This window comes from Serratia odorifera, assembly GCF_041448735.1.
Lineage (GTDB): Bacteria > Pseudomonadota > Gammaproteobacteria > Enterobacterales > Enterobacteriaceae > Serratia_F > Serratia_F odorifera.
Window position 1 is genome coordinate 237,485 of record NZ_JBGMUT010000004.1, and the last position, 25,333, is coordinate 262,817.

Sequence of the window (25,333 nt, forward strand, 5' to 3'; positions counted from 1 at the left end):
CTCGCAGCGACAGGCACAAAACGGAGAGAAACTATGTTTGAACCAATGGAACTAACCAATGACGCGGTGATTAAAGTCATCGGCGTCGGCGGTGGCGGCGGTAACGCCGTTGAACACATGGTGCGTGAGCGCATCGAAGGTGTTGAATTCTTTGCCGTTAATACAGACGCTCAGGCGCTTCGTAAAACGGCAGTTGGCCAAACCATCCAGATTGGTAGCGGTATTACCAAAGGTCTGGGTGCAGGCGCGAACCCCGAAGTGGGTCGCAATTCGGCGGAAGAAGACCGTGAAGCCCTGCGCGCCGCTCTGGAAGGTGCAGACATGGTCTTCATCGCAGCCGGTATGGGCGGCGGTACCGGTACCGGTGCTGCACCTGTGGTGGCCGAAGTTGCCAAGGATCTGGGGATCCTGACAGTAGCCGTGGTTACCAAGCCTTTCAATTTTGAAGGCAAGAAACGCATGGCGTTCGCTGAGCAGGGTATCGCCGAACTGTCCAAGCACGTGGACTCACTGATCACCATCCCGAACGACAAGCTGTTGAAAGTACTGGGACGCGGTATTTCTCTGCTGGACGCCTTTGGTGCGGCCAACGACGTGCTGAAAGGCGCGGTGCAGGGCATTGCCGAACTGATCACCCGTCCGGGCCTGATGAACGTCGACTTCGCCGACGTGCGCACCGTGATGTCCGAAATGGGCTACGCGATGATGGGTTCTGGCGTTGCCTGCGGTGAAGACCGTGCTGAAGAAGCCGCTGAAATGGCCATCTCCAGCCCGCTGCTGGAAGATATCGATCTGTCCGGCGCGCGCGGCGTTCTGGTTAACATTACCGCCGGCTTCGACCTGCGTCTGGATGAGTTCGAAACCGTGGGTAACACCATCCGTGCGTTTGCTTCCGACAATGCGACCGTAGTAATCGGTACCTCACTGGATCCGGAAATGAACGACGAACTGCGTGTCACCGTAGTGGCTACCGGTATTGGCATGGACAAACGTCCTGAAATCACCCTGGTGACCAACAAGCAGGTCAGCCAGCCAGTGATGGATCACCGTTACCAGCAGCACGGTATGGCTCCGCTGCAACAGGAAGTGAAGCCTGCTGCCAAGGTGGTTAACGATCAGAACGCGCAACCGAATAAAGAGCCTGACTATCTGGATATCCCGGCCTTCCTGCGCAAGCAGGCAGACTAAGAATTTCCTGATAATTTGGAATCTCCGCTCTTTGTGCTAAACTGTCCCGCCGGCCTTGCTGTATGCTTGGCTGGTAGGATGGATAACATTGCGAGATAAAACGATGATCAAACAAAGGACATTAAAACGTATTGTTCAGGCGACTGGTGTCGGTTTGCATACCGGCAAGAAAGTCACGCTGACCATGCGCCCAGCGCCGGCTAATACCGGGGTCATCTATCGTCGCACTGACTTGAATCCACCGGTTGATTTTCCGGCTGATGCAAAATCCGTGCGTGATACCATGCTCTGTACTTGTCTGGTGAACGAGCATGACGTGCGTATTTCTACCGTTGAGCATCTTAATGCCGCACTGGCTGGGCTTGGCATCGACAACATCATTATTGAAGTTGACGCCGCCGAAATCCCAATCATGGACGGTAGCGCCAGTCCGTTCGTCTTCCTGTTGCTGGATGCCGGCATCGAAGAACTGAACTCAGCGAAGAAATTCCTGCGTCTGAAAGACACAGTGCGTGTTGAAGATGGCGATAAATGGGCCGAGCTGTCCCCGCATAACGGGTTCCGCCTGGACTTTACCATTGATTTCAACCACCCGGCGATTGATGCCAGCACCCAGCGCTACCGCCTGGATTTTTCTGCCGACTCGTTCGTGCGTCAAATCAGCCGTGCGCGTACCTTCGGGTTTATGCGTGATATCGAATATCTGCAATCCCGTGGCCTGGCCCTGGGCGGCAGCTTCGATTGCGCCATCGTGGTCGACGATTACCGTGTGCTGAACGAAGACGGTCTGCGTTTTGAAGACGAATTCGTGCGCCACAAAATGCTGGACGCCATCGGCGACCTGTTTATGTGCGGTCATAACATCATTGGCGCGTTTACCGCGTACAAGTCTGGCCACGCATTGAATAACAAATTGCTGCAGGCCGTCTTGGCCAAACAGGAAGCGTGGGAATTCGTCACCTTCCAGGACGAAGCCGAAATGCCATTGGCATTCAAGGCACCGTCCACCGTATTGGCATAAGCCTGTACCCGAGAACGTCGAGCGCATCACGGCGGCGCAGCGCGGTCAACAGGCCGAGCTAAACGCAAGCTCACCCTCCCGAGTCATCTGCTCAGGCAAACGACCGGGATGGGCTGAACCGCGCGCCTGCGATGCGGCTTGAAGCGTAACGGGTAGATATCGCTGGTTATTTGTCACGACTGGTAGCGTTGGCACCCTCTCCGGCCATCGATGCCAGTCGTTCCAGCGTCTTGCGCAATTTTTCCGGGCTGCGACTGGCCAATCCCCTCAGTTGTTCCGCACTTTCCACGCTTAGCGTGCGCATTGGCGCATCTGTCTGACCGTTCGCCGGCGTTTTATCCGTCTTCTGCTGCAGATTAGCGCTTTTCGCCATCAACGCAGGATTAATCCTGATGTCGATCGATGACAATGATGGTAGAATTTGCGCTCTTAGTGCTGATAACAAGTTAGGCTGTTCGTAGCGCAAGCGCATCATCCAACTGGCATTTGCCGTTTCCAGCACTAAAATACCCTGTCTGAAGTTCGCGACGCGGCACCAGGGGTGCAGTTGAGCAGGCAATAAGCCCTTGACCGCACGATTCAGCTTCAGCAGCGCTACGGCGCGCTGTTGTACATTGTGCAACGGCCCCTTATCTGCTGCGGACGCTTCGTCGAACAGGACATCTAATAATTGTGGACGGCTATCGCGCATAATGGGCTCCGGCGGATTATAAACTTGTGATCGGTATTCTAAATCGTTGGCGACAATTTGGCAGACGTTATTTTTGGCCTCATCTCCTGCTAGGGATGGTAGCGGCCACGCTTGGCGTACCGCAAAATCTGTCGGGCAACGCCGAACAGGCCGCCTTGCCGAGTACCTCGTCCAGCCTTAACCGGCAAAATTCCGCAGCCAACGCCTTTAACAGTCTGGCTTTGTTGCAAGATGCGCCCCGTCGCCCGACCTTTAGCGTCGACTATTGGCAGCAGCATGCGCTACGTACCGTCATTCGTCACCTCTCTTTTGCCCTGGCACCGCAGGTAGTTTATGCCCGGGTACAGGAAAGCGAGGTTGAAGCCGCCGAACCGCCACTGCAGGTGGAACGACTGGCGCTGCTGTCAACGCTGAACGCGTTGCTGACGCATGAGCCGAAGCCGCCGACCATCATTCGTGATACCCATCATTCTGTCCATCCTTCTTTGGCGCAGCATCAGGCGGGGCTATGGCTCGCGCAGGTGCAGGGCATTCGCGCCGGGCCGACGCTTCGCAGCTGATTCTCGCCCTCTGGGCACCGATACCAACAAAATAACAGCAAGTCGATCGCCTGTCTGGGCGGTCATGACAGAGATATCAAATATTATGTTAGCTAAATTATTGACCAAAGTTTTTGGTAGCCGTAACGATCGTACACTGCGCCGTATGCGCAAAGTGGTTGAGCAAATCAACCGTCTGGAACCGGACATGGAAAAACTGTCCGATGACGAGCTGAAAGCCAAAACCAACGAATTCCGCGAACGCCTGAAGAAAGGCGAAGTATTGGAGTCGCTGATCCCTGAAGCCTTCGCCGTAGTGCGTGAAGCGAGCAAGCGCGTATTCGGCATGCGTCACTTCGACGTCCAGCTGCTGGGCGGTATCGTCCTGAACGACCGCTGCATCGCCGAGATGCGGACCGGTGAAGGTAAAACCCTGACTGCAACACTGCCTGCCTACCTGAATGCCCTGAGCGGCCGCGGCGTGCACGTGGTAACCGTTAACGACTATCTGGCGCAGCGCGATGCCGAAAACAACCGTCCGCTGTTCGAGTTCCTCGGTCTGAGCATCGGTATCAACCTGCCGGGCATGCCGGCGCCGGCCAAGCGTGAAGCCTACGCCGCAGACATCACCTACGGCACCAACAACGAATACGGCTTCGACTATCTGCGTGACAACATGGCGTTCAGCCCTGAAGAACGTGTACAGCGCAAGCTGCATTATGCGCTGGTGGATGAGGTTGACTCGATCCTGATCGACGAAGCGCGTACGCCGCTGATCATCTCCGGCCCGGCGGAAGACAGCTCGGAAATGTACATCAAGGTTAACAAGCTGATTCCAAAACTTATTCGCCAGGAAAAAGAAGACTCTGACAGCTTCCAGGGCGAAGGCCACTTTTCGGTGGACGAAAAGGCGCGCCAGGTTCACCTGACCGAGCGTGGACTGATCCTGATCGAAGAAATGCTGGTCGACGCCGGCATTATGGAAGAGGGTGAATCCCTGTATTCACCGACCAACATCATGCTGATGCACCACGTCACCGCCGCCCTGCGTGCCCACGTGCTGTTTACCCGTGACGTTGACTACATCGTGAAAGACGGCGAAGTGATTATCGTCGATGAGCACACCGGTCGTACCATGCAGGGACGTCGCTGGTCGGACGGCTTGCACCAGGCGGTCGAGGCGAAAGAAGGCGTAGAGATTCAGAACGAAAACCAGACCCTGGCTTCGATCACCTTCCAGAACTATTTCCGCCTGTATGAAAAACTGGCCGGCATGACCGGTACCGCCGATACCGAAGCGTTTGAATTCAGCTCGATTTACAAGCTGGATACCATCGTGGTGCCGACCAACCGTCCAATGCTGCGCAAGGACATGCCGGATCTGGTGTACATGACCGAGCTCGAGAAAATCGGTGCAATCATTGAAGATATCCGTGAACGCACGGCGAATGGTCAGCCGGTGCTGGTGGGGACCATCTCGATCGAAAAGTCGGAAGTGATTTCCCGCGAGCTGGCGAAGGCTAACATTGACCACAAGGTATTGAACGCCAAATTCCACGCCATGGAAGCGGACATCGTGGCACAGGCTGGTCAGCCTGGCGCGGTAACCATCGCTACCAACATGGCCGGTCGCGGTACCGACATCGTGCTGGGCGGCAGCTGGCAGACAGAAATTGCCAAGCTGGAAGCGCCAACCGAAGAGCAGATTGCCGCTATCAAACAGGAATGGCAACTGCGTCACGACGCGGTGCTGGCATCCGGCGGTCTGCACATCATCGGTACCGAGCGCCACGAATCTCGCCGTATCGATAACCAGCTGCGCGGTCGTTCCGGCCGTCAGGGTGATGCCGGTTCATCACGCTTCTATCTGTCGATGGAAGATGCGTTGATGCGTATTTTTGCCTCCGATCGCGTTTCCAACATGATGCGCAAACTGGGGATGAAAGAGGGCGAAGCGATTGAACACCCGTGGGTGACCAAGGCCATCGCCAACGCACAGCGTAAAGTGGAAAGCCGTAACTTCGACATCCGTAAGCAATTGTTGGAATACGATGATGTGGCTAACGATCAGCGCCGCGCGATTTACAGCCAGCGTAATGAACTGCTTGACGTGTCCGACGTCAGCGAAACCATTGCCAGCATCCGTGAAGACGTGTTTAAGGCCACCATCGATAACTACATTCCGCCGCAGTCGCTGGAAGAAATGTGGGACGTACAGGGCCTTGAAGAGCGCCTGAAAAACGATTTCGATCTGGATATGCCGATTGCGGAATGGCTGGACAAAGAACCGCAGCTGCACGAAGAAACGCTGCGCGAGCGCATTCTGGACAACGCCAAAGAAGAGTATCAGCGCAAAGAAGAGGTTGTGGGCAGCGAGATGATGCGCAACTTCGAAAAAGGCGTGATGCTGCAAACGCTGGATTCCCTGTGGAAAGAGCATTTGGCAGCGATGGATTACCTGCGTCAGGGCATCCACCTGCGCGGCTATGCGCAAAAGGATCCGAAGCAGGAATACAAGCGTGAATCGTTCGCCATGTTTGCCGCAATGCTTGAGTCGCTGAAGTATGAAGTGATTAGCGTGCTGAGCAAGGTTCAGGTACGGATGCCGGAAGAAGTGGAAGCGCTGGAGCAACAGCGCCGTGAAGAAGCGGAACGTCTGGCGCAGCAGCAACAGCTGAGCCATAAAGATGAGAATTCGCTGGTAACGGAAGATCCGAACGCGCCGGCCAGCGCCGAGCGCAAGGTAGGACGTAACGATCCTTGCCCGTGCGGTTCAGGTAAGAAATACAAGCAGTGTCACGGCCGTTTGCAAAAGTAAGCTGCGGTGCAGCTTGATTAAACCCGTTGGGGCCGGCATGTCCGGCCCCAGCTGTATCCGGCGCTGCCGTCAGATGGGCTGCAATATCACGCCGCTATCAAGGAGTTTGCGATGAAACATGTCAACATCGCCGTGGGCATCATCCGTAATGCTCAACAGGAAATCTTTATCACCCGCCGTGCGGCAGATGCGCACATGGCCGGATTCTGGGAGTTCCCAGGCGGTAAAATTGAACAGGGGGAAACGCCGCAGCAGGCGTTGACCCGAGAATTGCTGGAAGAGACCGGAATCAAGACCGAAGGCGCCGAACTGCTGGAGGTGCTGGAGCACCAATTTACCGATCGTATCGTGACGCTGAATTTCTATCTGGTGGAAAGCTGGCAGGGCGAACCGTTTGGTCGAGAGGGGCAACCGATGCGCTGGGTCAGGCAGGCAGATTTGCAGGCGGACGAGTTTCCGCCGGCCAACCTCACCATCGTACAACGGCTGGTAGCACTGGCCAACGCGGCACAATAATCATTACGGCCTGCATCAGCAGGCCGTTTAAACAATGTTAGCAGCGCTTCCACTGGACTGGGTGCCCGCCAGTGGTGCTGTTGTTGGTGCACGCGTCGTTAATCCCGATCGCGCTGTTCTTCAGACCATTCATCACTTTCGTTCAAATCACCGTTGCTGGGAATGCGCTTTTCTTCATCGGCCCATTCGCCAAGATCGATCAGCTGGCAGCGTTTGCTGCAAAACGGACGATACGGGCTGACTTCGCCCCATACCACGCCTTTGCCACAGGTTGGGCATTTTACTACGGTAGTCATCTTGCTTCCTTAGCCTTGGTTAATGCCAAAGGCCTTTTTATTCAAAAACTAACAACACGCCAAATCAAATGTCAGACGCTCGGGAACCTGGCCGTGCTCACTGTCCAGCGGTAAAAAACGGATCGCATAACGCGTCTTGTGGCCGGAGATCTGCGGATACAGCTGATGCACCAGATCGATGCGCAAACGCAGCAGATCGGCACCTTCGGCATTATCCTGATAGAAGCCGTTCAGGCTGATCTGGTTGCGGAACGGCTCGGTCTGACGGATCAGGCTCAGGATCATGGTCAGTGCCTGATGCAACGGCTCCAGGGTTTGCAGCCACTGTGCGACGTCGTCATCACGCTCATGTTGCGCGGCGTGCATCCACATATGCAGCGTCGGCAAATCAAAGCTGCAACAGCCGCCAGGAATACTCAGCCGTTGCCGCACCAGGGCGATCAGGCGGTCTTCGCGTAATGCCTGACCCATGCGCGGCGCGGACATCAACTGGCTTGAGCGTTGTTTCAACTGATTGCGCAGTTGATCGACCCGCGTCATGTCGACGCCCGGTACGTCGGCCCATTGCAGCAGTTTCTGCTGCTGGCGCTCCAGTTCTTTCAACAGTTCGGTACGAATTTCTCCGCGCTCCAGCACGTCCAGCAGATCGGAAATCGTGCGAAAGAAAGTCAGGGCGATAGCGGTTTCGCTCAGCGCTCGCTGACCGTGCAACTGCTGTAATAAAAATTCAATGCGCAGCCAGGTACGCATTTTTTCGTTCAACGGGTGTTCAAAGAGAACGGTTGGAGAAGCGTCACTCATTCAGTTTAATCCTGTTGGGGCGCCGATGCTGCCAGTTCGAGGTAGCGGCGATGCAAGGCGGCGACGTGTGGCTCTATCCCTTGAGCGGTGCCGCTATTGTCAATAACGTCATCCGCCGCGGCCAGGCGCTGCTCGCGCGTTGCCTGGGCAGATAAAATGTTGTGCGCCTGCTGGCGGCTGATGCCGTCGCGGGCGATGGTCCTGGCCAACTGTGTTTCGCGATCGACATCGACCACCAGCACGCGGTCGGCGCGCGACTGGAGATGATTCTCGACCAGCAGCGGCACCACCCACAACGCGTACGGGTGGGTAGTCTGAGCCAGTTGCCGTTGAGTTTCCTGCTGGATCAGCGGATGCAGCAGTTGATTAAGCCAGGCCTTTTCGTCCGGCTGGCTAAAGATGCGTTCACGCAGCGTCGCGCGGTCAAGCGTGCCGTCCGGCTGCAATATTTCCTTACCAAAATGCGCGGCGATGGCGGCCAATGCCGGCGTATCGGGCTGTACTACCTGGCGGGCGATCACGTCGGCATCAACGATTGGCGCGCCATGGCGCGCGAAGGCGTCAGCCACGGTGGACTTACCGCTGCCAATACCGCCGGTCAACGCAACTATGTAGGTCATGGTCTGTGGATGCACCCGAAATTCATAAAAAAATAATAGACGAATCATAAAGCGATCGCACAGAAGTGCAAGTTGACGCACGCACTCTGTTGTCACGGTCACGCAAGACCGGGAGTTTTGCTTACGGCAGGAAAAGTGAGCGCAGCATCACACTGCATTTGCATGGGTAAATTTCTGTGATTGTAGCGTAAATAAAGATGAAATCGCAGTCTTGCCGCGTGTTTATTCCGGCGTATGATAACTCCACTGGAACTGGCACTAAAAGATTCGATCACCACCCTGCGATCCGTCGCCATAAACCAGGAAATCAGTTGTCATGCGTATTGAAGAAGATTTGAAGTTGGGTTTTAAAGATGTACTGATCCGCCCTAAGCGCTCCACGCTGAAAAGCCGCTCTGAGGTTGAACTGGCCCGCCAGTTCGCATTCAAACACTCCGGTTGTAAATGGTCAGGCGTACCGATCATCGCCGCCAATATGGACACGGTGGGCACCTTCCGCATGGCTGAAGCCCTGGCTTCTTTTGACGTCCTCACCGCGGTGCATAAACACTATTCCGTTGAACAATGGGCTGAATTTGTTCAGCGCGTTCCCGAAGCCACATTGCGCCATGTGATGGTATCTACCGGCACTTCTGACGCCGACTTTGTGAAAATGAAGCAGATCCTGGCACTGTCTCCGGCGTTGAAATTCATCTGCATCGACGTAGCCAATGGCTACTCCGAGCATTTTGTCGCCTTCCTGCAAAAAGCGCGCGAAGCCTGCCCGCAACACGTCATCTGTGCCGGCAACGTGGTTACCGGTGAAATGGTCGAAGAGCTGATCCTGTCTGGTGCGGATATCGTCAAGGTTGGCATCGGTCCTGGCTCCGTCTGTACCACGCGGGTGAAAACCGGCGTCGGCTATCCACAGCTGTCGGCGGTGATTGAATGCGCGGATGCTGCGCACGGTCTGGGCGGACAAATCGTTAGCGACGGTGGCTGTTCGGTGCCGGGAGATGTGGCAAAAGCCTTTGGCGGCGGTGCCGATTTCGTCATGTTGGGCGGTATGTTGGCCGGTCATGACGAATGCGAAGGTAGCGTGGTGGAAGAAAACGGCGAGAAATTCATGCTGTTCTACGGCATGAGCTCAGAATCGGCAATGAAGCGCCACGTGGGCGGCGTCGCCGAGTACCGCGCGGCGGAAGGAAAGACGGTCAAGCTGCCGTTGCGCGGCGAGGTGGAGTTCACCATTCGCGACATCCTTGGCGGGTTGCGCTCGGCCTGTACCTACGTAGGGGCAGAACGCCTGAAAGAGCTGACCAAGCGCACTACCTTTATTCGCGTGGCGGAGCAGGAAAACCGCGTTTTCGGCGCCAAGTAACCGATGTGCCTCACCCCCGCAGCCGCGGGGGTTTTGCCAGTTAACCCAGCACGTTTCCCAACTGAAAGATCGGCAGATACATGGCGATCACCAAGCCGCCGACAATAGCGCCCACCGTCAGCATCAATACCGGCTCCAGCGTTTGCGCCAAAGTATCCGCCAGCTCGTGTGTCTGTTGTTCATGCCACTGTGCCAATTTTCCCAACAGGGTGTCCAGCGTGCCGGACGCTTCACCAACCCGAACCAATTGTTGGCAAAGAGCCGGGAACAGCGGCTGCTCCCCCAGTGCGCGGTGGAAAGACACCCCCTGCGCCAGTTGCTGCTGGATGCTCTCCAACGCCTGGCGAAAAAACGGATTGTCTACCGCCAACCGTGCCGCATTCAGCCCGTCAACCAGCGTTAATCCTGCCAACTGGGTCATATTCAGCGTGCGGAATATCTGGCTCAGGCAGCCGCCAGCGATCAGACGTGCAATCAGCGGTAACCGCAGCAGCAGCCGTTGCTCTCGCCGCTGCCAGTCAGAGCGGGGATGCAAATAGCGCCAGTAGCCCGCGACTACGCCGGCGGTTATCGTCAACAGATAAGGCCCGACATCAATCAATAGGCTGGACAACGCCAGTAACCCCTGGGTAAACCACGGCAGCGGGGCATCAAACGATTGGTAAACCTTGGCAAATTCGGGGAGCACCATCACCAGCATCACGATGCTGACCAGCAATGCCACCGTGCAGACAAATAGCGGGTAGCGCAGCGCGGCGACCACTTTTTTCTGCAATTTTTGCTGTTGATCCTGCTGCTGCGCCAATTGCCAACAACAGCGATCGAGGTTGCCGGTCAGTTCGCCAATGGCAATCAGCTGTCGGTATACCTGCGGAAAAATCTGTGGGTAATCGGCGATCGCTTCGGAAAATGGCTGACCTTGCGCGACCAGCGCGCCGAGATCGGCCAACAGGCAGCGCCACGCGGCGCACGGATGCTCCTGAGCCAGTAATTGCAGCGTATTGACCAGCGGGAGTCCGGCCTGTAGCAGGGTGGCCAACTGCCGGGTGAACTGGATTAACGCCTCACCACGCCATTGGCGAGCGCCGATCCGTTTACCTCCGCCGACGCGACAGGGTTGCAAGCCCTGTTCAATCAGCCAGAGATAAACCTGTGGCTTTGCCTCGACCAGTACGGCGCCCTGGCGAAGCTCACCTTGTGCATCAACGGCTTGCCAACGGAATAGCCGCCGGGCCTTCATCGCTGTCGCTCCTGGTTGCTGCCAATTACCCGGTACACTTCTTCCAGCGAGGTCACTCCCTGCGTCGCCAGCGCCAGGCCGGCTTGCAGCAGCGAATGCTGCCCCTGTTGACGGGCAATGGCAGCCAACTGGCTGGCGGCCAGATTTTGCAGCAGCCCTTGTTGCACCTCCGGCGTGATATACAGCAGTTCATAAATGCCGATCCGGCCGTAGTAGCCGCCAAAGCAGTGTTCGCAGCCCTCCGCGCGCCAGGGGACTAGCGGTTCGGGCCAGATGTCCGGCGGGAAGCGTTGCGGCTCGGCGAGCAGATAGCGGCAATGTACGCACAGCCGGCGCACCAGCCGCTGTGCGATGACCAACTTGAGGCTGGCGGCCAGCAGGTAGCCGGCCACCCCCATGTGAGTCAAGCGCGTCAAGGTTTCGCTGGTGGAGTTGGTATGCAGCGTCGACAGCACCAGATGTCCAGTCTGTGCCGCCTTGACGGCGATCTCTGCCGTTTCCGCGTCGCGGATCTCGCCGATCATGATCACGTCCGGATCCTGCCGCAGCAATGCGCGCAATACCCGCGCAAAGCCTAGATCGGTTTTCGCGTTGATCTGGGTCTGGTTGATGCCGAATACCGGGATCTCGATTGGATCTTCGACGCTGCACAAATTGCTCTGTTGATCGTTCAACTGCCGCAGGCCGCTGTACAGCGTGACGGTTTTGCCGCTGCCGGTCGGGCCGGTGACCAGGATCAGACCCTGAGGGTTGGCAAGCGCGCCGGCAAAGCGATCGCGATCGGCCGGACTCATGCCCAACTGTTCCAGCGACAGCTCCTGCCGGTCGGTTTGCAAGATGCGTAAAACCACTTTTTCGCCGTACAGCGTCGGCAGAGTGGAAATGCGCATCGAATAGCTGGCGTGATCCAACTGTACGCCGAGCTGCCCGTCCTGTGGCAAGCGGCGTTCTGCGATATCCAGTTGTCCCATGATCTTCAGCCGTGCGATCACCCGTGTTGCCAGCGCGAAGGGCGGCGAAACCACGGCCTGCAGCACGCCGTCGATGCGCAGGCGTACGCGCAGTTGGTGTTGATAAGGTTCAAAGTGCACATCGGAGGCCCGGCGCTGGATCGCGCTGCGCAATGTCAGATTGATAAAGCGCACCGCTGGCGCATCGCTGTCATCATTTAGCGAGGGCGTGGCGTCATCGCTGGCGATGCGTTGCGTTGACGATGCCACATTCTGCTGTTGATTGCGCGCCTGCTCCAGACGCGCCAGCGGCCATTGCTCGACCACCACCTGCTTGCCACTGGCCAGGCGCAGCGCCTGCAACAGCAAGGTCGGTAGATCGCCATTCAAGGCGATGGTCAGCCGCGTTTCATCCTGGCTCAGCGCCAGCGCCTGGTAGCGTTGACACAGCACCTGGATTTCATCGCTGATGTCGCGGCCCGTCATGCCTCTTGAGCCGTATCATCGAAGCGGAACACGTCCTGGCATATCTGTTTCAACGCGTCGCTGTCGCCGCTGCACCGGCGGGTCCAGCGCGTCAGTCCGACGCTATTTTGCTCTGGCGTCAGCGCCACCGTCAGGCCTTGCAGCGTTTGGCTGCCGGTAAGGACGATCGCACCTTGCTGTACCTGAACATTGCTGACATAGCGGGATGCCGCGCCTTCTGGAATACCTTTGCTGCCGGCATTGCAGCTGCTCGGGTTGCCGTGGTCCAGCAGGCAAAGCTCGACCGCCATTTTATACGGGGCCATCGCTTGCAACATGTCGGTCATGGCGGCCTTCTGGACATAACGCTGATAGGCGGGGACGCCGATAGCGCTGAGAATGGCGATGATGGCGATCACGACCATCAGTTCGATCAGGGTAAATCCACGTTGGCTGTCCATTGATTGCTTGCTCCTTATGAATAAGGCAGCAACGGTAATACCTGGAATGACGTCGGGCGAGGGGCGGTTGGTCAGGTTGCGCGCCGTTTTGACAAAAAGACTGGCTGTTGCAGCGAGCGGCATGATTTATGCGGCATGCAGCGCAATCTGACTTGGTAGACCTGTCTCCCGCCTGATGCGGGAGACGGTAAGATGAGGGCGTTAATTAAAGCGCATGGACAGATCGAGTGCGGTAACATGCTTGGTGAGCGCGCCAACCGAAATATAGTCGACGCCGGTTTCAGCATATTCACGCAGAGTTTCATGGGTGACATTACCGGAGACTTCCAATTGGGCACGCTGCTGGGTCAGGGCAACCGCCTGGCGCATCATGTCGACGCTGAAATTGTCCAGCATGACGATATCGGCCCCGGCTTCCAACGCCTGCTGCAGTTCGTCCAGCGATTCCACTTCCACCTCTACCGGCACATCGTCGTGTAGCCAGAAGGCTTGCTCCACCGCGTTTTTGATCGAGCCGGCGGCGATGATATGGTTTTCCTTGATCAGAAACGCATCGGACAGCCCCAAACGGTGATTGCCGCCGCCGCCGCACAGCACCGCATATTTCAAGGCGGTACGCAGGCCTGGCAGCGTCTTGCGGGTATCCAGCAGACGGGTGCGGGTGCCAGCCAGCAGAGCGACATAACGGCTGACTTCACTGGCGACGCCGGACAGGGTCTGCACAAAGTTCAGCGCGGTGCGTTCGCCGGTCAGCAAAATGCGGGCCGGGCCGTGCAAACGGCACAGCGGCTGGTTGGGGATCAGCGCATCGCCGTCGGCGACCAGCCATTCAACCTGGATCTGATTGCCCAATTGGATAAAGACTTCGTTCAGCCAGCGTTGCCCGCAAAAAACGCCGGCTTCGCGAGTGATGATAGTGGCCTGCGCCTGTTTGTCGGCCGGCAGCAACTGGGCGGTAATATCACGATCCGCATTCACTTCACCTCCCAGATCTTCCCGCAGCGCCTGGGCTACGGCATAGGGAATGTCATGCTCAATTCGTGTAAGAAGCTCGCTGCGGCGGCTGTCGGCACTGTAGCGACGTGTCGGCATAGGTGACTCCGAAAAGGGGACTTAGGAAGAAGTTGAAACATGCTACTCTGTTGCAAAGATAAGTACCACCGGCAGAGCGGGTCGCTGTTACTGAAATATGAATCAGGTATTATCCGATATCGGCAGCAAGAATTATCTGGCATCTGTGGAGCAACGCAGTTTAGCCCTGGCACCCGGCTGGGCGTGATAATAAGGGAGAAACATAGCTAATGACGCTGTTTACGCTGTTACTGGTTCTGGCATGGGAACGCCTGTTCAAACTGGGCGAACACTGGCAGTTGGATCACCGGCTGGAGGTGGTGTTTCATCGACTGCAGCGCTTCTCGCTGGTGCAAACGCTGGCTCTGGTGCTCGGCTGGATGGTGGTGGTCGGCGCACTTTTGTGGCTGTCGCAGGGGCTGTTCTTCGGCGTGCTTACGCTGGCACTGTGGGTGATTATCAGCCTGCTGTGCGTAGGGGCCGGTATCAAACGCAAGCACTACCGTGCCTATCTGAAGGCGGCGCGGCAGGGCGACGCCCATGCCAGCGATCAACTGGCGGAAGAGCTGGCGCTGATCCACGGGCTACCGGTGGATTGCAGTGAAGCAGATCGGTTGCGCGAATTGCAGAATGCGCTGCTGTGGATCAACTACCGTTATTACCTGGCGCCGTTGTTCTGGTTTGTGGTCAGCGGGCCTTATGGGCCGATTGCGTTGGCCGGTTATGCCTTTCTGCGTGCCTATCAGACCTGGCTGGCGCGTCACAATACACCGCTGGAACGTTCGCGCTCCGGCATCGACAGCGTGCTGCATTGGCTGGACTGGATCCCGGTACGCCTGGTGGGCGTGGCGTATGCGCTGATCGGCCATGGTGAAAAGGCGCTGCCGGCCTGGTTTGCCTCGTTGGGCGATCGCCGCACCTCGCAGTATCAGGTGCTGACTCGTCTGGCGCAGTTCTCTTTGGCGCGCGAGCCACATACCGATCCGGTACAAACGCCACGTGCTGCGGTGACGCTGGCGCGTAAAGTTACCATGGTAGTGGTGGTGGTGGTGGCGCTGCTGACGATTTACGGCACCTTGCTGTAAACAAAAAACGGGCGCATAAGGCGCCCGTTATCCTTTTTAGCTGACGCGCTTACAGTTTGGCGAAGCAGCGGCGTGCCGCATCGATGGTGCGCTGAATATCTTCCTTGCTGTGTGCCACCGACATAAAACCGGCTTCGAAGGCCGACGGCGCCAGATAAATCCCTTCATCCAGCATGAGGTGGAAGAAACGCTTAAAGCGTTCCACATCGCACTGCATCACGTCCTGATAGCAGGTCACCGTGGTGGCGTCGGTAAAGAACAGGCCGAACATGCCGCCGACGTTGTTGACTACCAGCGGGATATTCTCCTCTTTGGCGGCGTGCAGCAGGCCCGTTGCCAGCATTTCTGTCAGCTCGGTCAGCGTCTGGTGTACGCCCGGCTGGGCAACCAGATTCAGGCAGGCAAAGCCGGCGGCCATGGCGATCGGATTACCGGACAGCGTACCGGCCTGATAGACCGGGCCGGTCGGCGCCAGCGCCGCCATCACTTCGCGACGGCCGCCGAACGCCCCTACCGGCATACCGCCACCGATGATTTTGCCCAGGCAGGTCAGATCCGGTTCCACCTGATAGTAGGCCTGTGCCCCGGCCAGCGCCACGCGGAAACCGGTCATCACTTCGTCGATGATCAGCAGTGCGCCGTATTTGTCACACAGCGCGCGCAGGCCGGGCAGGAATTCGGGCAGCGGCGGCACGCAGTTCATGTTGCCGGCAACCGGTTCAACGATGATGCAGGCGATCTCTGACGGGTACTGTTCGAACGCGCTGCGCACCGAATCCAGATCGTTATAGGTGCAGGTCAGGGTGTGCTTGGCGAAATCTGCCGGCACGCCCGGAGAGTTGGGCTGACCCAGCGTCAGAGCGCCGGAACCGGCTTTTACCAGCAGGCAGTCGGCGTGGCCGTGGTAACAGCCTTCAAACTTGACGATCTTGTCACGGTTGGTATAGCCACGAGCCAGGCGAATGGCACTCATGGTGGCTTCGGTGCCGGAGTTCACCATGCGCACCATATCCATGGTCGGTACCAGTTCGGTCACCAGTTCGGCCATTTTGACTTCCATCTCGGTCGGTGCGCCGAAGCTCAGACCGCGTTCGGCCGCTTCGATAACCGCGTTGCGGATGGCCGGGTGATTATGTCCCAGCACCATCGGGCCCCAGGAACCGACATAATCGATATAGGCTTTGCCATCGGCATCAAACAGATAAGCGCCGTCGGCACGCTCGATAAACAGCGGTACACCGCCTACACCGGTGAATGCACGCACCGGAGAGTTAACCCCACCCGGGATCAACTGTTGCGCCTGTGCATACAGACTTTCGGACTTGCTGTGCAAGCTCATAAATCGGCTCCTGGAAGTTTCATTAAATTAATTTGACCGGCATATTCTAGAGAAGTGTGCGCCGTTATGAAACGATCACAGTCAGATACCTATTTCGCCGGGCGGCAAGCGTCAGTCTGCGCTAGAATGACCCGCTCGCTATTTGTATTACTTATCTTGCCAATAATAAATAACTCATGATGACTGATTTACAAAAGCAACCTCCGCGGGTGCGTTTTGCGCACCTGAAGCCCAGCGACCGGGTGCGCCAATTTATGCGTCGCGACAAAACGCCGGTGGCGATACTGGTGATGGCGGCGCTGGTGGGCACCCTGGCCGGTCTGCTGGGCGTCGCGTTTGAGAAAGCCGTGGATTGGGTTCAGCAGCAACGGCTCTCCGGTCTGGCCTATGTTGCCAATTACTGGTTTCTGGTCTGGCCGCTGGCGTTTCTTTTCTCCGCAGCGCTGGCGGTGCTTGGCTATTACCTGGTGCGACGCTTTGCACCGGAAGCCGGCGGATCCGGCATTCCTGAAATCGAAGGTGCGCTGGAAGAGTTACGGCCGGTGCGCTGGTGGCGAGTGATTCCGGTGAAATTCATCGGCGGCATGGGCACGCTGGGGGCTGGCATGGTGCTCGGGCGCGAAGGGCCAACGGTACAGATGGGCGGCAACGTCGGGCGCATGGTGCTGGATATTTTCCGCATTCGCGGCGCGGAAGCGCGCCATTCTCTGTTGGCCACCGGCGCGGCTGCCGGGCTTTCCGCCGCGTTCAACGCGCCATTGGCCGGCATTCTGTTCATTATCGAAGAGATGCGACCGCAGTTTCGTTATAACCTGATTTCGATAAAAGCGGTGTTTATCGGCGTGATCATGTCGGCGGTGGTGTTCCAGATTTTCAATGGGCAACACTCGGTGATTGAGGTGGGCAAATTGTCTTCGGCACCCACCAATACCCTGTGGCTGTATCTGGTGCTCGGCGCGGTATTCGGTGCGGTTGGCGTGATGTTTAACCGCTTGATATTTCGCACTCAGGATATGTTTGCACGTATTCACGGCGGCAACATGCGCAAGATCCTGCTGATCGGCGGTCTACTCGGCGGCATGTGCGGCATTCTCGGCCTGATCCAGCCGCAGGCGGCGGGCGGCGGTTTTGGCCTGATACCGATTGCTGCGGCGGGCAATTACACCGTCGGCATGCTGATGTTCATTTTTATTGCGCGCGTTGTAACCACCCTGTTGTGCTTTGCCTCCGGCGCGCCTGGCGGCATTTTTGCGCCGATGCTGGCGTTGGGCACCTTGTTCGGTACCGCATTTGGCTTGGCCAGCGGGCATTTATTTCCGCAGTACGGCCTTGAAGCCGGTACCTTCGCCATTGCCGGAATGGGCGCGCTGTTTGCCGCCACGGTACGTGCACCGCTGACCGGCATCGTGCTGGTGCTGGAAATGACCGACAATTATCAGTTGATATTACCAATGATTATAACCTGCCTCGGCGCGACGCTGGTGGCGCAATTACTCGGTGGTAAGCCCTTGTATTCTTCACTGTTGGCCCGCACGTTAGAAAAGCAGGAAGCGCAGCAGACCCAGGCCACGGCCGATAAAACAGGTAAAGAAGATGCAACAAATGCGGCGAATACTTGAACGCAACACTCAGGTATTGGATAATCGTTAATATTAATCAGGCTGCCATCGTCGCGACCTGAGGCTGAACAATGTTGGGAGTAACGAGTATGAGCGATGAAACGGCACTGCCCCTGCAATTTACCGAGGCGGCAGCAAAGAAGGTGAAATTCCTGATTGCTGATGAAGAAAACCCGGACCTGAAGTTGCGGGTTTACATTACCGGCGGTGGGTGCAGCGGATTCCAATACGGCTTCACTTTCGACGACAAGATCAACGAAGGCGACATGACCATTGAGAAACAGGGCGTAGCGCTGGTGGTTGATCCAATGAGTCTGCAATATCTGGTCGGCGGGTCGGTGGACTATACCGAAGGGCTGGAAGGTTCACGTTTTGTGGTCACCAACCCGAATGCCAAAACCACCTGCGGTTGCGGTTCTTCATTCAGCATCTGATGCACTGCATGGCCAAAACCCGCTAACGGAGCACCGTTGGCGGGTTTTTTATTGCCTATTGTTCGAGGATAAAGGCCGGCAGTTTCAGGTGCCAGCGAATCGCCGCCAGCCGGATTATCAGCGTAATGGCCATACCGAGCATCATTGCCTGCTGGAGTGGCATGCCAAAGCTGTAATAGGCGGTTGCATGGATGATGCCGCCGATAATGCAGGCGGTGGCGTAAATTTCGGTGCGCAGGATCATCGGAATTTCCCGAGCCAGCACATCGCGAATGATACCGCCGCCAACGCCGGTAATCACCCCCATGCAGATGGCCACCAGTGGTCCACTACCGGCGGCAAAGGCTTTATTGACGCCGATGCCGACAAACACCGCCAGTCCGACGGCGTCCAGCACCGGCAGGATCCATTTCGGCAAACGGCGCGGCTGTCGCACCAGCAGCAGCGTCAGTACGCAGGTGACCATCGCCACCACCAGATCGGTGGGATCCTGCACCCAGAACACCGGCCCGTTGGCCAGCGCCATATCGCGGATAGTGCCGCCACCGACCGCGGTGACCACCCCCAGCACCAGAACGCCGAACGGATCCATGCGTAATTTGCCCGCCAGCAGTACGCCTGAAATGGCAAATACCGCGGTGCCCAGAATATCCAGCCAGAACACCAACATCAGCGGATCTCCGCCAGTTGGCTACACAGCTGCTGCGCCGCCAGCATAATGCGCGGCCCGGCGCGGTTGAACCAGTCCTCGTTCAGCGCAATCACCGGCACCTGCAGTTGCGGAGCCCAAAACGCCTTGACGCTGGCGACCTGTCTGGCGCCGCCGGTTATGACGACCGCCTGCGGTTTGCGCGCCAGTACCTGTTCGCGACTGATTTGCGGCCAGGGCATGCGGCTGTCGGCGAACAGATTTTCAGCGCCGCACAGCGACAGTACCTGGCTTTGCAGCGTAGCGCCCGAACTGGTGAACAGCGGTTGAGTGCCGAACTGCAACAGGACGCGGCGCGGCTGGTTGCTGGCATAACGGGCTTTCAGTTGTGCGGTTTGCCGACGAATCAGTTCTGCCGCCTGGTGTGCCTGCAGCGGATGTGGGCTGTAACGAGCCAGGTCGTCCAGCGACTGGGCTATGTCGTCGATATTTTTCGCATCGGCATAAAAAATCGGGATGCCGAAAGACGCCAACTGATCCAGAACCCGCTGCGGGTTGCCGCCGCGCCAGGCCAGGATCAGATCCGGCTTCAATGCCAACACCCGCTCGAGATTGATCCCCTGCCAGGAGGCTACCTGTTCCAGCTTTTTGGCCTGTGGGGGATAATCGGAAAAGGCACTGACTGCCAGCAGGCTATCCCCCATGCCTGCGGCGTAGGCCAGCTCGGTGGTATTCGGCGCCAGACTGATGACGCGTTGCGCCGCCGATGCCGGCAATACCAGTGCCAGCGCCAGCAGCCACGGAAAGAAAGAGCCGCGTCGCTTCACATTAACCGCGTTTGGCCAGCGTCTGCAGCATCGCATTGACCATCAGCGAGGACTGCTTGGCCGCGACCACCAGAAACTCGTCGAAGCTCATGTGCGATTCGCTGTCAGCGACGTCGGAAATGGCGCGAACGACGACGAACGGCGTGTTGAACTGGTGGCAAACATGGCCAATGGCCGCCGCTTCCATCTCCACCGCCGCTACATTTGGGAAGGTGGCGCGAATGCGCGCCAGCGGCTCTGCGCCGTTGATAAAGGCGTCACCGCTGCAAATCAGGCCACGTACCGCATTGAGTTCCAGCTGTTTGATGCAGTTCTCTGCCAGCGCAATCAGCGCATCATTGGCAACGAAGGCCGCCGGGCAGCCGGCCATTTGGCCTGGTTGATAGCCAAAGGCAGTCACGTCGGCATCGTGATAGCGCACTTCTTCCGACACCACGATATCGCCTACTTTCAGCGTCGAGGCCAGGCCGCCGGCGGATCCGGTGTTGATCACCACGTCCGGTTGGCAATGTTCCAGCAGCAAAGTGGTACCCAGCGCCGCCGCAACTTTACCGATGCCAGACTTCAGGAGCGCCACCTCGACGCCGCCGATCTGGCCGGTATAGATTTCACAGCCCGCGCGTTGAATCGTCTGGCGGTTTTCAATTTGTTCGCGCAGCAGGGTCACTTCTTGTTCCATGGCGCCGATGATGCCTACTTTCATAAATAATACTCGCTGATTGGGTGTGAGAATTGCGCATAGTCTATCATGGCTCTGAAAGAGAGATAATCCGTTGCATCCGCCGTTGGGAATTGTTATCACGGGGGTAATGCGCCAAGGGGAGAGAACCAGATGTCCGGGATCGACTTTAAACAGAAAATCAGCTTCCAGCGGCCGTTCAGTAAACCGATCGAAGCCGAGGAAGAATACGATATCATTCGTCAATTCGAGAGCGATCGCGGGCGGATCGTCAATTCGGCAGCGATCCGCCGATTGCAGCAAAAAACCCAGGTTTTCCCGCTGGAGCGCAATGCCGCGGTGCGCAGTCGTCTGACCCATTCGATGGAGGTGCAGCAGGTTGGGCGACATATTGCCAAAGAGATCCTCAACCGTTTCAAGCAGGAGCAACGCATCGATCGGCTCGGCCTGACCCGCCTGCTCGATCCGTTTGAAAGCATCGTGGAAATGGCCTGCCTGATGCATGACATCGGCAATCCGCCGTTTGGCCATTTTGGCGAGTCGGCGATTAACGACTGGTTCAGCCAGCGCCTGGATCCTGCCAGCTGCGGCAGCCAGCCGAGCAGTCAGGATCGCTGCTCGGTTGAGGTATTGCGTCTGCATGAGGGGGAAAGCGATCTTAACCGCCTGCGCAGCCGCATTCGTCACGATCTCAGTCATTTCGAGGGTAATGCCCAGGCTATTCGACTGGTGTATACCCTGCTGAAATTGAACCTGACCTACGCGCAGGTGGGCTGTATATTAAAATATACCCGTCCGGCATATTGGGCGGATGATATTCCAGCCAGTCACAGTTATTTGATGAAGAAGCCCGGTTTTTATCTGGCGGAAGAGGCCTTTGTCGATCGGCTGCGTCGAGAATTGAATATGGGGGAGTTCGATCGTTTCCCATTGACCTATATTATGGAAGCCGCCGACGATATTTCTTATTGCGTTGCCGACCTGGAAGACGCGGTAGAAAAAAATATCTTTACCGTTGAGCAACTTTATCTGCATCTGACCCAGGAATGGGGCGTGGTCACCCCGGGCGATCTGTTTGATAAAACCGTTGCCAGCGCCTTCCGTAAAATCGACCGCGGTGGCGCGCGGCGTAGCGCCGAAGATCAGTTCTTCATGTATTTGCGAGTATTTACCGTGGCGCGCCTGGTGCCGCATGCTGCGCAACGCTTTATCGACAACCTGGAGGCGGTCTATCAGGGCAATTTCAATCAGGCGTTACTGGAGGATTCCAGCCCGGCATACCAGCTGTTGAAGATTTTCAAGAACGTGGCGTTCAAGCACGTGTTCAATCACCCGGAAGTGGAACAGCTGGAACTGCAGGGCTACCGCGTCATCAGCGGCCTGCTGGATATCTACAGTCCGTTGCTGGCGATGCCGTTGGCGGACTTCAGCCGTCTGGTGCAAGATGACAGCCACCGTGATTACCCGATTGAAACGCGGCTGTTTCACAAATTGTCGACCAAACACCGACTGGCCTATCAGGAAGCGGTGGAAGGGCTGCAGCATTTATCGCAGGAACAGTTGGCGATCCGCGAGTATTATTTCCGCGCGCGTTTAGTGCAGGATTATATCAGTGGCATGACCGATCTTTATGCCTATGACGAATACCGTCGGTTAATGGCAGCGGAATAATTCTGCAGGTTGACGACTCTATTTCCCGCCGGGCGAAATTCGGCGGGCATGCTGTTTGGAGTTTTGTAAAGATGCCCAATATTTATTTACCATTATCAACAAACTACGCTGGAACTTCGCGCTATTAATAGGTTCTCATTAAACACAACAAAAAGTTATCCCAATAATTTTAAAGAGACACACAGATGAAAAAAACAGCATTAGTTCTGAGCGCTTTGGCATTCAGCATTGGTATGGCGATGGGCCCGGTAACGGCCAGCGCCGCAGAGACCGCATCGGCAAGCACGCCTTCGCAGCAATTGCCGAGCCTGGCGCCGATGTTGGAAAAGGTCATGCCGTCGGTGGTGAGCATTAACGTTGAAGGCAGCACTGCCGTTAATACGCCGCGCATGCCACAGCAGTTCCAGCAATTCTTCGGTGAAGATTCGCCGTTCTGTCAGGACGGTTCGCCGTTCCAGGGTTCGCCGATGTGTCAGGGCGGGCAAGGTGGGCCGGGCGATCAGGGCGCCAAACAGAAGTTCCAGGCGCTGGGCGCCGGCGTGGTGATTGATGCGGCTAAAGGCTACGTCGTTACCAATAACCACGTGGTGGATAACGCCAGCAAGATCCAGGTGCAGTTAAGCGATGGCCGACGTTTCGACGCCAAGATGATCGGTAAGGATCCGCGTTCCGACATCGCGCTGATTCAATTGAAAGACTTCAAGAATCTGACTGCGATCAAAATGGCGGATTCCGACAAGCTGCGGGTGGGCGATTATACCGTGGCGATCGGTAACCCGTACGGGCTGGGTGAAACCGCCACTTCCGGTATCGTGTCGGCGTTGGGTCGTAGCGGCCTCAACATTGAAAATTACGAAAACTTTATTCAGACCGATGCGGCGATCAACCGCGGCAACTCCGGCGGTGCGTTGGTCAACCTGAACGGCGAACTGATCGGCATCAATACCGCGATCCTGGCGCCGGACGGCGGGAATATCGGCATCGGCTTTGCCATCCCCAGTAACATGGTTAAAAACCTGACGGCGCAAATGGTGGAATATGGCCAGGTGAAACGCGGCGAGCTGGGTATCATGGGCACGGAACTGAATTCTGAGCTGGCGAAAGCGATGAAGGTCGACGCCCAGCGCGGCGCCTTTATCAGTCAGGTATTGCCAAAATCTGCCGCCGCGAAGGCGGGTATCAAAGCCGGCGACGTGATTGTTACGCTTAACGGCAAGGCGATTTCCAGTTTTGCCTCCTTCCGTGCCGAAGTCGGTACGCTGCCGGTTGGCAGCAAACTGGCGCTGGGTCTGATCCGCGACGGCAAACCGGTAACGGTGGACGTGACGCTGGAACAGAGCAAACAGACGCAGGTCGATTCCGGCAACATCTATACCGGCATTGAAGGGGCCGAACTGAGCAATACCCAGGCGGGCAGTCAGAAAGGCGTTAAAGTGGACAGCGTCAAGCCTGGCAGCGCCGCGGCGCGTATCGGTCTGAAAAAAGGTGATGTGATCCTCGGGGTTAACCAACAACCGATCCAGAACCTGGGCGAGCTGCGTAAAATTCTCGACAGCAAGCCGCCAGTGTTGGCGCTGAACGTTCAGCGCGGTGATAGTACGCTGTATCTGCTGATGCAGTAATCACCACGGTTTATGCTGATAAAGGCACGCATTCTGCGTGCCTTTTTTATGCCTTAAAATTGTGAAGCTCACCACAACTCCCGCTGCTGCCAAAACGCTTTGGGCATATGCACAATGTGCAGGCCGTATGGCGTCGGTATGCTGGGCGCTTATCTAAATTGGCTTGGGGCAGAACTGAATGGCGGAATACCATCTTGACGGCAAGCTGGCGCAGGAAATCGTTGCCCGCACCATGCAAATCATTGACGGTAACGTCAATGTGATGGATGCGCGCGGCCGAATTATCGGTAGTGGCGATCGTGAGCGTGTCGGCGAGTTGCATGAAGGTGCACTGCTGGTGCTGTCGCAGGCCAGGGTGGTTGACATCGATGAGGCGGTCGCCCGTCATCTGCACGGTGTGCGACCGGGAATCAATCTCCCGTTGCGCATCGACGGGAAAATTGTCGGCGTTATCGGCCTGACCGGCAATCCGGCGCAACTGCGGCAATATGGCGAACTGGTGTGCATGACCGCCGAAATGATGCTCGAACAGGCGCGTCTGATGCATATGCTGGCGCAGGACAGCCGCTTTCGCGAAGAGCTGGTACTCAACCTGATCCGCACCGAAGAGCTGTCGCCGGCGCTGATGGAGTGGGCGCAGCGGTTAGGCATCGATCCTAACCAGCCGCGGGTTGTGGCGGTGGTGGAAGTGGACAGCGGGCAGCTCGGGGTTGACAGCGCGATGGCGGAATTGCAGCAGCTGCAAGCGTTGCTGACCTTGCCGGAGCGCGACAACCTGATCGCCATCGTTTCACTGAGCGAAATGGTGGTGCTGAAGCCGGCGCTTAACGCGCATGGCCGCTGGGACGCCGAAGACCATCGACGGCGGGTGGAAAACCTGCTGTCGCGCATGAATGAAAGCAGCCGTCTGCGGGTGCGGGTGGCGCTGGGCAATTTCTTTACCGGACCGGGCAGCATCGCCCGTTCTTATCGCACCGCGCGCACCACCATGGCGGTTGGCAAACAGCGGATGTTCGATCAACGCGCCTATTACTACCAGGATCTGATGCTGCCGGTGCTGCTGGACAGCCTGCGCGGCGGTTGGCAGGCCGATGAATTGGTCAGGCCGCTGGCGCGGCTCAAGGCGATGGACGGTAACGGTTTGCTACGCCGTACGCTGAATGCCTGGTTTCTCAATAACGTCCAGCCGAGCGCTACCGCCAAGGCGCTGTATATTCACCGCAATACGCTGGAATACCGTCTCAACCGCATTTCTGAACTGACCGGGTTAAATCTGTCCAGTTTCGACGATCGCCTGTTGCTGTACGTCGGGCTGCAACTGGATGAGGTATAACGCGCTGTTTTCGGCTCCAGGCATATCGTCGTGTGGCC

General features: G+C 57.2%; 24 protein-coding genes. 12 read left to right on the forward strand and 12 right to left on the reverse strand.

Translation table 11 applies throughout. The features are described from left to right. Nucleotides 1-33 precede the first annotated feature (33 nt). Nucleotides 34-1,188, forward strand: a complete 1,155-nt coding sequence (ftsZ, locus tag ACCC84_RS13580) for a cell division protein FtsZ (protein WP_004955368.1) — start codon at nucleotides 34-36, stop codon at nucleotides 1,186-1,188. Nucleotides 1,189-1,291: 103 nt separating this feature from the next. Beyond that, on the forward strand, nucleotides 1,292-2,209 hold the full coding sequence (gene lpxC, locus ACCC84_RS13585; protein ID WP_004955367.1) for a UDP-3-O-acyl-N-acetylglucosamine deacetylase: 918 nt from the start codon (nucleotides 1,292-1,294) through the stop codon (nucleotides 2,207-2,209). Between the two features lie 166 nt (nucleotides 2,210-2,375). Here the strand turns inward: lpxC and ACCC84_RS13590 are convergent, their stop codons facing one another. Continuing rightward, entirely contained in the window at nucleotides 2,376-2,900 is a 525-nt protein-coding gene (locus tag ACCC84_RS13590) for a DUF721 domain-containing protein (protein ID WP_004955366.1), read from the reverse strand. A 26-nt stretch (nucleotides 2,901-2,926) separates the two neighbouring features. On the opposite strand from ACCC84_RS13590, the gene secM reads away from it, so the two are divergent. The 3 genes from secM (at nucleotide 2,927) to mutT (ending at nucleotide 6,773) form a co-directional block, all read left to right on the forward strand. Beyond that, nucleotides 2,927-3,460 carry a secA translation cis-regulator SecM gene (gene secM, locus ACCC84_RS13595; RefSeq protein WP_039991158.1) on the forward strand — a complete coding sequence of 178 codons (534 nt, stop codon included), beginning with the start codon at nucleotides 2,927-2,929 and terminating at the stop codon, nucleotides 3,458-3,460. Between the two features lie 85 nt (nucleotides 3,461-3,545). After that, nucleotides 3,546-6,257: a preprotein translocase subunit SecA gene (gene secA, locus ACCC84_RS13600; RefSeq protein ID WP_039991157.1), complete on the forward strand. Its 2,712-nt coding sequence runs from the start codon at nucleotides 3,546-3,548 to the stop codon at nucleotides 6,255-6,257. Between the two features lie 111 nt (nucleotides 6,258-6,368). Further along, entirely contained in the window at nucleotides 6,369-6,773 is a 405-nt protein-coding gene (gene mutT, locus ACCC84_RS13605) for an 8-oxo-dGTP diphosphatase MutT (protein WP_004955363.1), read from the forward strand. Nucleotides 6,774-6,871: 98 nt separating this feature from the next. On the opposite strand, the gene yacG is transcribed toward mutT, so the two are convergent. Genes yacG through coaE form a run of 3 tightly spaced genes read right to left on the reverse strand, consistent with a single transcriptional unit; the run spans nucleotide 6,872 to nucleotide 8,490 of the window. Continuing rightward, nucleotides 6,872-7,069, reverse strand: coding sequence for a DNA gyrase inhibitor YacG (gene yacG / locus ACCC84_RS13610; RefSeq protein WP_004955361.1), 198 nt, complete (start codon nucleotides 7,067-7,069; stop codon nucleotides 6,872-6,874). Nucleotides 7,070-7,117: 48 nt separating this feature from the next. After that, nucleotides 7,118-7,870, reverse strand: a complete 753-nt coding sequence (gene zapD / locus ACCC84_RS13615) for a cell division protein ZapD (RefSeq protein WP_004955359.1) — start codon at nucleotides 7,868-7,870, stop codon at nucleotides 7,118-7,120. 5 nt (nucleotides 7,871-7,875) lie between these two features. Continuing rightward, entirely contained in the window at nucleotides 7,876-8,490 is a 615-nt protein-coding gene (gene coaE / locus ACCC84_RS13620) for a dephospho-CoA kinase (RefSeq protein ID WP_039992424.1), read from the reverse strand. 316 nt (nucleotides 8,491-8,806) lie between these two features. Here coaE and ACCC84_RS13625 point away from each other — a divergent pair, with 316 nt between their 5' ends. Further along, on the forward strand, nucleotides 8,807-9,850 hold the full coding sequence (locus ACCC84_RS13625) for a GMP reductase (protein ID WP_004955353.1): 1,044 nt from the start codon (nucleotides 8,807-8,809) through the stop codon (nucleotides 9,848-9,850). A 40-nt stretch (nucleotides 9,851-9,890) separates the two neighbouring features. Here the strand turns inward: ACCC84_RS13625 and hofC are convergent, their stop codons facing one another. The 4 genes from hofC to nadC form a co-directional block, all read right to left on the reverse strand. Continuing rightward, nucleotides 9,891-11,090 (reverse strand): protein transport protein HofC, encoded by a 1,200-nt coding sequence (gene hofC, locus ACCC84_RS13630; RefSeq protein ID WP_371901992.1) that lies wholly within the window; start codon nucleotides 11,088-11,090, stop codon nucleotides 9,891-9,893. Beyond that, nucleotides 11,087-12,526, reverse strand: coding sequence for a type II secretion system protein GspE (gspE, locus tag ACCC84_RS13635; RefSeq protein WP_371901993.1), 1,440 nt, complete (start codon nucleotides 12,524-12,526; stop codon nucleotides 11,087-11,089). The genes hofC and gspE overlap by 4 nt, the downstream gene beginning before the upstream one ends. Further along, nucleotides 12,523-12,966, reverse strand: coding sequence for a prepilin peptidase-dependent pilin (gene ppdD, locus ACCC84_RS13640; RefSeq protein WP_039991155.1), 444 nt, complete (start codon nucleotides 12,964-12,966; stop codon nucleotides 12,523-12,525). Before ppdD ends, gspE begins: the two co-directional genes overlap by 4 nt. Nucleotides 12,967-13,167: 201 nt before the next feature. Further along, nucleotides 13,168-14,058 (reverse strand): carboxylating nicotinate-nucleotide diphosphorylase, encoded by an 891-nt coding sequence (gene nadC / locus ACCC84_RS13645; RefSeq protein ID WP_273871075.1) that lies wholly within the window; start codon nucleotides 14,056-14,058, stop codon nucleotides 13,168-13,170. A 209-nt stretch (nucleotides 14,059-14,267) separates the two neighbouring features. Between nadC and ampE the strand changes: the two genes are divergently transcribed. Then, nucleotides 14,268-15,122, forward strand: a complete 855-nt coding sequence (ampE, locus tag ACCC84_RS13650; RefSeq protein WP_004955346.1) for a beta-lactamase regulator AmpE — start codon at nucleotides 14,268-14,270, stop codon at nucleotides 15,120-15,122. 49 nt (nucleotides 15,123-15,171) lie between these two features. Here the strand turns inward: ampE and hemL are convergent, their stop codons facing one another. Continuing rightward, nucleotides 15,172-16,461 carry a glutamate-1-semialdehyde 2,1-aminomutase gene (gene hemL / locus ACCC84_RS13655; protein ID WP_004955345.1) on the reverse strand — a complete coding sequence of 430 codons (1,290 nt, stop codon included), beginning with the start codon at nucleotides 16,459-16,461 and terminating at the stop codon, nucleotides 15,172-15,174. Nucleotides 16,462-16,640: 179 nt separating this feature from the next. Between hemL and clcA the strand changes: the two genes are divergently transcribed. Together clcA and erpA are read left to right on the forward strand one after the other, a co-directional pair. After that, nucleotides 16,641-18,080 (forward strand): H(+)/Cl(-) exchange transporter ClcA, encoded by a 1,440-nt coding sequence (clcA, locus tag ACCC84_RS13660; RefSeq protein ID WP_039992422.1) that lies wholly within the window; start codon nucleotides 16,641-16,643, stop codon nucleotides 18,078-18,080. Nucleotides 18,081-18,169: 89 nt separating this feature from the next. Beyond that, entirely contained in the window at nucleotides 18,170-18,514 is a 345-nt protein-coding gene (gene erpA, locus ACCC84_RS13665; RefSeq protein WP_039991152.1) for an iron-sulfur cluster insertion protein ErpA, read from the forward strand. Between the two features lie 55 nt (nucleotides 18,515-18,569). Here the strand turns inward: erpA and ACCC84_RS13670 are convergent, their stop codons facing one another. From ACCC84_RS13670 to mtnN, 3 genes are read right to left on the reverse strand one after another with little or no spacing between them, the layout of a single operon-like run. Continuing rightward, nucleotides 18,570-19,184 (reverse strand): TRIC cation channel family protein, encoded by a 615-nt coding sequence (locus ACCC84_RS13670; protein WP_004955340.1) that lies wholly within the window; start codon nucleotides 19,182-19,184, stop codon nucleotides 18,570-18,572. Beyond that, nucleotides 19,184-19,990, reverse strand: coding sequence for a vitamin B12 ABC transporter substrate-binding protein BtuF (gene btuF / locus ACCC84_RS13675; RefSeq protein WP_273871067.1), 807 nt, complete (start codon nucleotides 19,988-19,990; stop codon nucleotides 19,184-19,186). Before btuF ends, ACCC84_RS13670 begins: the two co-directional genes overlap by 1 nt. Before the next feature lies 1 nt (nucleotide 19,991). Continuing rightward, on the reverse strand, nucleotides 19,992-20,693 hold the full coding sequence (gene mtnN, locus ACCC84_RS13680; RefSeq protein ID WP_039991149.1) for a 5'-methylthioadenosine/S-adenosylhomocysteine nucleosidase: 702 nt from the start codon (nucleotides 20,691-20,693) through the stop codon (nucleotides 19,992-19,994). A 129-nt stretch (nucleotides 20,694-20,822) separates the two neighbouring features. Here mtnN and dgt point away from each other — a divergent pair, with 129 nt between their 5' ends. The 3 genes from dgt to ACCC84_RS13695 all read left to right on the forward strand — a co-directional run bounded on the left by dgt (nucleotide 20,823) and on the right by ACCC84_RS13695 (nucleotide 25,295). Then, on the forward strand, nucleotides 20,823-22,340 hold the full coding sequence (gene dgt / locus ACCC84_RS13685) for a dGTPase (protein WP_039991148.1): 1,518 nt from the start codon (nucleotides 20,823-20,825) through the stop codon (nucleotides 22,338-22,340). 185 nt (nucleotides 22,341-22,525) lie between these two features. After that, on the forward strand, nucleotides 22,526-23,962 hold the full coding sequence (degP, locus tag ACCC84_RS13690) for a serine endoprotease DegP (protein WP_004955336.1): 1,437 nt from the start codon (nucleotides 22,526-22,528) through the stop codon (nucleotides 23,960-23,962). A gap of 178 nt (nucleotides 23,963-24,140) precedes the next feature. After that, entirely contained in the window at nucleotides 24,141-25,295 is a 1,155-nt protein-coding gene (locus ACCC84_RS13695; protein WP_004955335.1) for a CdaR family transcriptional regulator, read from the forward strand. Nucleotides 25,296-25,333 lie beyond the last annotated feature (38 nt).